Below are 2,080 nucleotides of genomic sequence, written 5' to 3'. Positions count from 1 at the left end.
GGAGTAGGAGTATGCCTTCGGCGCCGGCATGGGGACGAGAACCGGAACCGTACGGTTCACGGGTGGTGCATCGAATAGCGCGCCAAAGAGATCGGAAGAATCTGTGCTCATCGGGCGTGACCATGCCCGCAACGGCCGCAAAATGGAACCATAAAGAGAACGAGAGTCAGGACCTAAACGGCGACTGGTTCGGCGCTGACAACGGAGGCGCTGACAGGCTCAAACTGTGCGTCGCCATCGTTGACCAGATCGAACACCGTGTGCCGCTCCAGCGCCTTCGTCACGTCGTTGATGTCCCCTTCGAGCCGCTCGACAGGAATGAGGTCGCCGATGATGAAATCGAAGCGGTCGCCGCGCTTGTTGAGAAGCTCGTGAAACACCGTCATGTCGCGGAGTTCCGTCGACCACTTGGCGAACCAGTAGAAAAGGCCGGAATTGCGTGCCTTCATATGCACCGGCAAAATCGGCAGGTTGTATTTGCGGGCGAGGCTGATGGCCGAGCTCTTCCACGGCCTCTCGTTCAACCGGCCATTGGCCCAATAGGCGATGCGGCCCGAGGGAAACAATACGGTTGCCTTTCCCTGCTTCACCGCATGGTTCGTCAGCTGCAGCGTCTCGCGGGTCTTGAGCTTCGACTTGTACTCTTCCCGCCATTCCACGGGGATAACCATTTCGGCAAAGCGCGGATTGACACGCACGGCATCGCGGTTGGCGAAGAACATCATGTCCGGGCGACGGTTCTTCAACAGATCGAAGACTGCAACACCGTCGGCGATGCCGGTCGGATGGTTGCTGACCAGAATGAAACCGCCGGAGGCAGGGATACGCTCGGCATTCCTGACCTTGATGTCCAGGGTGAGCAGATTGCTCATATATTCGAAGCATTGGAAACCAGGCTTGTTCGCGACGTCATTGGCGAATTGAAGAGCCTTGTTGTAACGCAGAAGCGTGTAGAGAAAGGGCCGCATCACTGGCCAAAGCGGATTGCGGACAATGCGCTGCCCGCGTTCTGCGATCAGAGTATCGACGATGTGGCCAGGATTGCCGTGGGAAACCAGAGCGATCGCTTCCGCGAGCTGTCCGAAAGCCGTCGTGGATTGGCGCCGTGCCATGCAAAGTCCTGTCTCGTTCGGAGCAGCTATCGCAACCTATTGTGATGGATGCATGACAAGCGCTTCGCCGATATTAGCAATTCCCTAACTGGTCGCCCCTCAGAATTGGCCAAGGCAATAGCAAAATCAAGGCCAGCGCCGTGAACGAACTCCTGATTATCGCCGACCCGCACCTGATGGCGGAACGTAGCGCCTGGCTGGAAAACCTTAGGAGCGAACGGCGCCTTTCGGAACATACCCTCGATGCTTACGAGCGTGACAGCCGCCAATTCCTCACCTTCCTGACTGGCCATCTCGGCGGCCCGGCAACCCTGAAGGACATCGAGGCTCTCCGCCCCGCCGATTTCCGCGCCTTCCTGGCTGCGCGCCGCAAGGAGGGCTCCGGAGCCCGATCACTTGGCCGCAACCTGGCCGGCCTTCGCTCGCTGTTGCGCTACCTTGAGAAGAGAGGCCTGGTGAACGCCGCGGGCGCGAGCGCAGTCCGCTCGCCGAAGCAGCCGAAATCGCTGCCGAAGCCGCTTTCCGACAACCAGGCGATCACCGTTGCCAGCGACGAGGCGCAGCTTCACGAGGAGCCATGGATCGCTGCGCGCGATGCGGCCGTGTTCACCCTGCTCTATGGCTGCGGCCTGCGCATTTCCGAGGCCCTCGACCTGACTGGCGACGCTCTGCAGCCCGGCACCACGGCATTGCGCATAACCGGCAAAGGCAACAAGACCCGCCTCGTCCCGTTGTTGTCGATCGTTGTTGAAGCCGTTCAGAAATACCGATCACTCTGCCCGTATCATCTTGAGAGCGCGGCACCGCTGTTCCGTGGCGCGCGGGGCGGCAAACTGCAGGCTGCGATCATCCAGCGCACGATGCAGCGCATGCGCGGAGCTTTCGGCCTACCGGAAACGGCGACCCCGCATGCGCTGCGGCATTCCTTTGCGACGCATCTCTTAGCCGGCGGTGGCGATCTCAGGACC

2 protein-coding genes are annotated in these 2,080 nt (G+C 60.5%); one reads left to right on the top strand and one right to left on the bottom strand.

The genetic code is table 11. The annotated features are described in order from the left end of the window. Positions 1-173: 173 nt before the first annotated feature. The gene (locus ACPYOJ_RS34345; protein ID WP_481420220.1) at positions 174-1,112 is read right to left on the bottom strand and encodes a GNAT family N-acetyltransferase; all 939 of its coding nucleotides are present in this window, start codon (positions 1,110-1,112) and stop codon (positions 174-176) included. Positions 1,113-1,252: 140 nt separating this feature from the next. Between ACPYOJ_RS34345 and ACPYOJ_RS34340 the strand changes: the two genes are divergently transcribed. Further along, the coding region (locus ACPYOJ_RS34340; protein ID WP_481420219.1) for a tyrosine recombinase XerC at positions 1,253-2,080 on the top strand (828 nt) is incomplete at its 3' end.

Source organism: Rhizobium sp. SVR5-9E (genome assembly GCF_056755095.1).
The sequence above is the reverse complement of the archived record's forward strand: the minus strand, read 5'-3'. Positions and strand labels throughout refer to the sequence as shown.